Source organism: Georgenia sp. Z1344 (genome assembly GCF_049856295.1).
Lineage (GTDB): Bacteria > Actinomycetota > Actinomycetes > Actinomycetales > Actinomycetaceae > JB111.
On sequence record NZ_JBNDMZ010000015.1, the window covers coordinates 64,304 to 70,303 of the forward strand.

7 protein-coding genes are annotated in these 6,000 nt (G+C 72.6%); 3 read left to right on the top strand and 4 right to left on the bottom strand.

Features of this window, described 5'->3' with window-relative positions; all coding sequences use genetic code 11:
* Window positions 1–151: 151 nt before the first annotated feature.
* A complete protein-coding gene (locus ACPYO6_RS15395) occupies window positions 152–595 on the bottom strand; it encodes a hypothetical protein (RefSeq protein ID WP_425715659.1) in 444 nt (147 codons plus the stop codon).
* Between the two features lie 235 nt (window positions 596–830).
* Here ACPYO6_RS15395 and ACPYO6_RS15400 point away from each other — a divergent pair, with 235 nt between their 5' ends.
* The gene (locus ACPYO6_RS15400) at window positions 831–1,367 is read left to right on the top strand and encodes a CarD family transcriptional regulator (RefSeq protein WP_425715660.1); all 537 of its coding nucleotides are present in this window, start codon (window positions 831–833) and stop codon (window positions 1,365–1,367) included.
* A 186-nt stretch (window positions 1,368–1,553) separates the two neighbouring features.
* Entirely contained in the window at window positions 1,554–2,465 is a 912-nt protein-coding gene (locus ACPYO6_RS15405) for an SDR family oxidoreductase (RefSeq protein WP_425715661.1), read from the top strand.
* 31 nt (window positions 2,466–2,496) lie between these two features.
* On the opposite strand, the gene ACPYO6_RS15410 is transcribed toward ACPYO6_RS15405, so the two are convergent.
* Window positions 2,497–2,952, bottom strand: a complete 456-nt coding sequence (locus ACPYO6_RS15410) for an SRPBCC family protein (protein ID WP_425715662.1) — start codon at window positions 2,950–2,952, stop codon at window positions 2,497–2,499.
* Between the two features lie 221 nt (window positions 2,953–3,173).
* Here ACPYO6_RS15410 and ACPYO6_RS15415 point away from each other — a divergent pair, with 221 nt between their 5' ends.
* Entirely contained in the window at window positions 3,174–3,797 is a 624-nt protein-coding gene (locus tag ACPYO6_RS15415; RefSeq protein ID WP_425715663.1) for an HAD family hydrolase, read from the top strand.
* A gap of 88 nt (window positions 3,798–3,885) precedes the next feature.
* Here ACPYO6_RS15415 and ACPYO6_RS15420 read toward each other — a convergent pair whose 3' ends face one another.
* Both ACPYO6_RS15420 and ACPYO6_RS15425 read right to left on the bottom strand, forming a co-directional pair.
* Window positions 3,886–5,139: a multidrug effflux MFS transporter gene (locus ACPYO6_RS15420; RefSeq protein WP_425715664.1), complete on the bottom strand. Its 1,254-nt coding sequence runs from the start codon at window positions 5,137–5,139 to the stop codon at window positions 3,886–3,888.
* 168 nt (window positions 5,140–5,307) lie between these two features.
* A partial coding sequence (locus tag ACPYO6_RS15425; protein WP_425715665.1) for a hypothetical protein occupies window positions 5,308–6,000 on the bottom strand: 693 nt, incomplete at its 5' end.

Genomic DNA, 6,000 nt, shown 5'->3' on the forward strand with positions numbered 1-6,000 from the left:
CCGTTCGACGCCCTGATCGTTGCGTCGCTCACACGGCGTCGCACCGACCGGTTGCCGCCGTCGTGCGGGAGGCGACGGCGGCGCACACCCCCGGGGCGCCGTCGGAGGTCCCGCATCGTCGCGCCCGCCTCCCATCCCTCGACGACGACGCTCACCCGGCCCTGCCGGCCTGTCCGGCCGGGCCGTGCAGGATCTCCAGCGCCCGGGACTCGTCGCCGGCGTTCGTGTGCGGGAGCTCGGTCCAGGTGATGGCCACCGCGGGCTCGGCCACGGTCGCCAACCGGTGGACCCACGCGGCGAACCTGGCGATCTCGTCGAACGCCGCCTCGCCGCGCGCGCGGAGCAGGACGACGATCCGTGGCCCGGCACGCTCCGGACGTGGGACGACGCACCCACCCTCGTGCGCGGTGGGCGCGTCGTCGTCGGTCCTCTCGAGCGAGTCGGACCACCACCCCTCGATCGCCGACCACACCGTGTCGCCGTCCTCGGACGAGACCAGGTCCGCCCGCAGGGTGACGATCGACGACTCGTCCCACGGCTCCGGTCCCGCCTCGGCCCACCGGTAGTTGACGATGTACATCTCCGCGTCCGCCATGGCCCCAGCCTGCCAGTGAGTGTGCCGCGAACCTCGTCACCGGTTAGCGGACGACATCACACTGGCATTTTCGGCGGCACTGTGCCATAATTGTTCGGCAGGTCCGTAGGTTTCGGACGGTTCACCGAGCCGTCTGTGCCCATGTCCGCACGAGCGCCGCGAGCGATCCGCCGCCGTCCGGACGACCGCCGCGCCAGCGGGCGGCCGGACCGGTCGTCCCGAGCAGAGGAGATCCATGCCCGTCGTTCCCGGTCAGACCGTCGTCCACCCCCACCACGGACCGAGCACCGTCGACTCGGTGTTCAGCAGGACGGTCAAGGGACGAAAGATCTCCTACGCGCGGCTCGAGGTCCTCGGCCAGGACCTCACGGTCGCGGTCCCGGTCGACATGCTCGACGAGGTCGGGGTCCGGGACGTCATGGACACCACGCGCATCGAGGCGATCTTCGACGTCCTCGTCGCCGACTCGCTGCCGTTCGAGAAGGTGTGGTCCCGCCGCATGAAGTCGGCGCAGGACCGCGTCGCGTCCGGCGACCTCGTCAAGGTGGCCGAGGTCGTCCGCGACCTGCGCCGCCGCGAGGAGGAGTCCGGCATCTCCTTCGGCGAGCGCACGCTCATGCGCGACGCCCTCGTGCCGCTGGTGAGCGAGCTCGCCATCGGGCTGGAGATCGAGGAGAGCGCCGCGGACACGGCCGTCGAGCGCGCGATCCTCGAGCAGGTCGCCCCGGACCTCGCGGCCGACGACCAGAAGTCGCTGGCCCCCGCGAGCTGATCCGCCCCCGATCGCCCCGGCCCGCCCACGGGCCGGCCATGCGGCCCCGACGCAGATGCGTCGGGGCCGCGGTGCGTCCGGTTCAGCTCGGCGGATCCATCCACGCCTCCGTTCGCCCGACCGACGACCCGGTGAACCGACCCGCCTCCACTCGCGCGACCGACGCCCCGGTGCGAGGCTGGAGACATGAGCGAGAACGACCTCCACCGAGTGGGCACCGACGCCGCACGGCTGGCCGGCGAGGACGGCGGGTTCCCCGCCCAGGAGCAGGAACCGCCCGGTCTCACCGCCGCCATGGAGCCCCGACCCGACCACGGGGAGGAGTCCTACCGCGGGAACGGCCGGCTCGCCGGGCTCCGTGCGCTCATCACCGGTGGCGACTCCGGCATCGGTCGCGCCGTGGCGATCGCCTACGCCCGTGAGGGCGCCGACGTGGCGCTGTCCTACCTTCCCGACGAGCAGGCCGACGCCGAGGACACCGCGGCGTGGGTGGAACGGGCGGGACGACGCGCCGTTCTCGTCCCGGGCGACATCCGGGACGAGGAGACGGCCCGGACGGTGGTGCGCGACGCCGTCGCGGGGCTCGGCGGTCTCGACGTGCTCGTCAACAACGCCGGGGCGCAGTGGGCACGTCGCGAGAACGGGATCGCGGACGTCACCACCGAGCAGATGGACGCGATCGTCAAGGTCAACCTCTACGCGCTGTTCTGGATCACCCAGGAGGCCCTCCCGCATCTCGGCCGCGGATCCTCGATCATCAACTGCGCCTCGATCCAGGCATACGACCCGTCGGTGAGCCTCATCGACTACGCGTCGACGAAGGCGGCGATCACCAACATCACGGTCAACCTGGCGCAGGAGCTGGGCGAACGCGGGATCCGCGTCAACGCGGTGGCTCCCGGCCCCATCTGGACGCCGCTCCAACCCGCCACCAAGGGCGCGGACTCGATGCCGGCGTTCGGTGGTGACACCCCGCTGGGACGGGCGGGCCAGCCGTCGGAGGTGGCGGGCGCCTTCGTGTTCCTCGCCTCGCCGGAGGAGGCGAGCTACGTCTCCGCCGCCGTCCTCGGCGTCACCGGCGGCAAGCCGGTGTTCTGAGCCGGACGGTCGCGCAGCGCCGGCTCGCGGGTCAGCTCTCCGCGAGCGCCTTGAGCCGTTCGATCGAGGCGAGGAGGTTGGCGCTCGTGGTCGAGCGTGCGCGCTCGTGGCGGCGTTCGTCGTGCAGCTGCGTCCAGTCGTAGGTGTGGGTGACGAGCGTGCGGCCCTCGCCGATCTCCTCGAGCTCCCAGCGCCACACGTGCCCGGCGGGCTCCTCGCCGACCCCGCCGGGCATCCAGGCGATGAGCCGGTCCTGCTCGAGCTCGGAGATCGTGTTGGCGCGCACCTTGCCGCTCGTGTTGAGCATCTCGAAGACCTCGCCGACCTCGCGGACCTGCTCGGACCGGGACGACCGCACGAGGTTGTCGTTGCCGTCCCAGCGCGGCTGGTTGGCGGGCACGGCGATGAGCTCGAAGATCTCGGCGGCCGGCGCCGCGACCTCCGCGCTGGCGTGCACGATCCGCGACTCGCCCGAGGGTGTGTCCATGCGGTCATCCAACCACCGCACCGGCCGTCTGCCCAGGGTCGCCGGCGGGTCGCCGGGCGCGCAGCGGCACGGATCCGTGCGGCCGCCGGCAGGGTGCCGGGCCCGGCAGAGCGTACCGGGACCCGGCAGGGCGTGCCGAGGGCGCCGGTACGGGCGGTCGGGCCGGTCGCGCGGGTCGTGCCCGACCACCGGGCAACCGTCCGCACGTGCAGACTGGGCGCATGCGGCGACACATCGTCTGGGACATGGGCGGGACCCTGGTCGACACCTACCCCGCGGTCGACGCCGCGATGGTCGAGGTCGTCCGGCGCCACGGGGGTGAGGTGACTCCGGACGAGGTCGCGGCACTGACGAGGCGTTCGACCGGGGTCGCCGTCGAGGAGCTGGCACGGCGCTACGACATCGACGCCGCCGAGCTCGAGGAGTCGCAGTCCGAGCTCAAGGCCGGCTGGGTGCGCACTCCCCCGCCCGTGATGGACGGCGCGCGCGAGGCGATGGCCGCGGCCCGTGCGCTCGGCGGCCTCAACCTCGTGGTCACGCACCGCGACCGGGCGAGCGCCACGAGCCTCCTGACGAGCCTCGGGCTCGAGGTCGACGACCTCCTGTGCGCGCCGGACGGGTTCCCGCGCAAGCCGGACCCCACGATGTACTCCGAGGTGCTGGGCCGGCACCGGCTGGACCCGGCGGGCTGCCTCGCCGTCGGTGACCGCCCGATCGACGCCGAGGCCGCCCGTGGGGCGGGCGTCGACAGCGCCGCGGTCGTCACGCCGGGACTCGATCTCGACGACGGCGGGGCGCGCTGGCGGATCAGCTCGCTGCACGAGCTGCCCGGCCTCCTGGGCTGAGCCCCGCGCACGACGGCCGCGCCCCGACCCCCCGCGCGGACGGGGGCGCATCCACGTCCGCCCGCGGGCACCGGGCGATCGGGAGCGGTCAGGCGAGGTTCGTCGTCGTGCGGTCCGACCCGGCAGGCTCGCGGCGCAGCGCGAGGTAGGAGACCCAGGCGAGGGCCGATCCGACGACGAGGACGAGCCCCATCGGCACGGCGTCGTCCTCTCCGTTGATACCGACGATCGGCGAGATGAGTCCTGCGAGGAGGAACTGGGCTGCGCCGAGGACCGCCGAACCGGTCCCGGCCGAGGAGGTCAGGGCCTGCATCGCGATCGCGGACGAGTTGCCCATGAACAGCCCGATCGAGGCGGCGACGACGAACATCGCGACGAGCGTCGGGACGAGGGTGGGGCCGACGAGCGCGAGCACGAGGAGCGCGACGGCGCCGGCCGCGAGCAGGGCGAGCCCCACGCCGACGACGGACAGGATCGGCACCCGACCCGCGAGCCTCATCGCCAGGCCGCCCGTGGCCATGATGCCGAGGGAGTTGACGCCGAACACGACCGCGTACTGCAGCTCGCCCAGGCCGAGGATGTTCTGCAGGACGAACGGCGAGGCCGAGATGTAGCCGAAGAACGCCGCGAAGCCGAGGGTGAAGACGCCGGTGGCGAAGAGGTAGGTGCGGTTGCGCAGGACCTCGCCGGCACCGACCACCAGTCGGCGCAGGCCCCCGGACCCGCGCCGCCCGGCGGGCAGGGACTCGGGCACCACGACGACGACGAGCACCACCATCACGCCGACGAGCGCGCACACCACGAGGAAGATCGTGCGCCAGTCCCCGACCGCGAGGATGCCGCCGCCGATGCTCGGGGCGAGCGCGGGCATGAGGCCGCCGAGCACCATCATCAGGCTCATGAGCCGGGCGGTGCGTGCCCCGCGGGTCATGTCCGTGATGACCGCGCGGGACAGGACGATCCCGGCCGCGCCGCTCATGCCCTGGACGAAGCGCATGACGACGAGAACCGTGACGTTCGGGGCGAGCACGCAGGCGATGCTCGCCGCCAGGCAGACGATCGTGCCGATCAGCAGCGGCCCGCGCCGACCGAGCGCGTCGGAGAGAGGGCCGATGACGAGCTGACCGAGCGCGAGCCCCACCATGAACGCGGTGAGGGTGAGCTGGACGGAGGCCGCCGTGGTCCCGAGGTCGTCCTGCATCTGAGGGAAGGCGGGCAGGTACATGTCGGTCGCCAGCGGGGAGACCGCGGAGAGCAGCGCGAGCGTGGCGACGAGCCAGATGGTGGGGCCCGCGGGTGCCGTGCTCGCGGCGGTCGTGCCCGCGGCGGTCGTGTCGTTCACTGGCGTTCCTCACGGTGCGGGGGCCGGGTGGTCCCGTGATCCACGACGGAGGCCCGGAACCCCTGATGGGGTCCCGGGCCTCCGTGCCTGTCCTGGGCCGCCGACAGACGTGTCGGTCAGCGGCGAACGGTCAGACTATCCGCCTCACGTTCCGGCGGGTGAGGTGGGTCAGCGGCGGATGCCGACGGTGTCGGTGCCGTTGCCGTCCCAGTCGCCGACGAAGACCTCGTCACCGGAGCGGCCGTAGTCCTGCTCGATCTCGGCGACCGTGGACGTCAGCGAGTTCGAGACGAAGAACGTGATCCCACGCCGCACCGCGAACGTGTCGACCGCGTCACCGTCCCAGTCACCGACGTACACCTCGTCCGTGGCCCGGCCGTAGGCGAGCTCGGAGTCCGCGTTCCCACCGGTGAGCGAGTTGGCGATGAAGTACCGGTTCCCCCGACGCACCGTGAACGTGTCGATCGCGTCGCCGTCGTAGTCACCCACGAGGACGGCGTCGGGGGCGCGGCCGTAGTCCAGCTCGGTCTCCGCGTCCCCGGACTCCAGGGTGTTGGACACGAAGTAGCTGTTCCCCCGGCGCACGGCGAAGGTGTCCACGCCGTCACCGTCCCAGTCACCCACGAGCACCGTGTCGCTCGCCCGGCCGTAGTCGAGCTCGACGTCCGCGTTCCCGCCGTACAGCGAGTTGGACAGGAAGTAGCTGTTCCCGCGACGGACCGCGAGCGAGTCGCTCCCGTCACCGTCCCAGTCACCCACGAGCACCTCGTCACCGACCCGGCCGAAGGAGAACTCGTGCTCCGCGACCGCGTCCCAGCCGTCGTTGAGGTAGAACCCACGCCCCGGAGTCGGCGGCACCGG

Excerpts from the sequence above, each read along its gene's own strand:
- ACPYO6_RS15395 (WP_425715659.1), bottom strand. The coding sequence starts at position 595 with ATGGCGGACGCGGAGATGTACATCGTCAACTACCGGTGGGCCGAGGCG.
- ACPYO6_RS15405 (WP_425715661.1), top strand. The coding sequence starts at position 1,554 with ATGAGCGAGAACGACCTCCACCGAGTGGGCACCGACGCCGCACGGCTG.
- ACPYO6_RS15415 (WP_425715663.1), top strand. The coding sequence starts at position 3,174 with ATGCGGCGACACATCGTCTGGGACATGGGCGGGACCCTGGTCGACACC.
- ACPYO6_RS15410 (WP_425715662.1), bottom strand. The coding sequence starts at position 2,952 with ATGGACACACCCTCGGGCGAGTCGCGGATCGTGCACGCCAGCGCGGAG.
- ACPYO6_RS15400 (WP_425715660.1), top strand. The coding sequence starts at position 831 with ATGCCCGTCGTTCCCGGTCAGACCGTCGTCCACCCCCACCACGGACCG.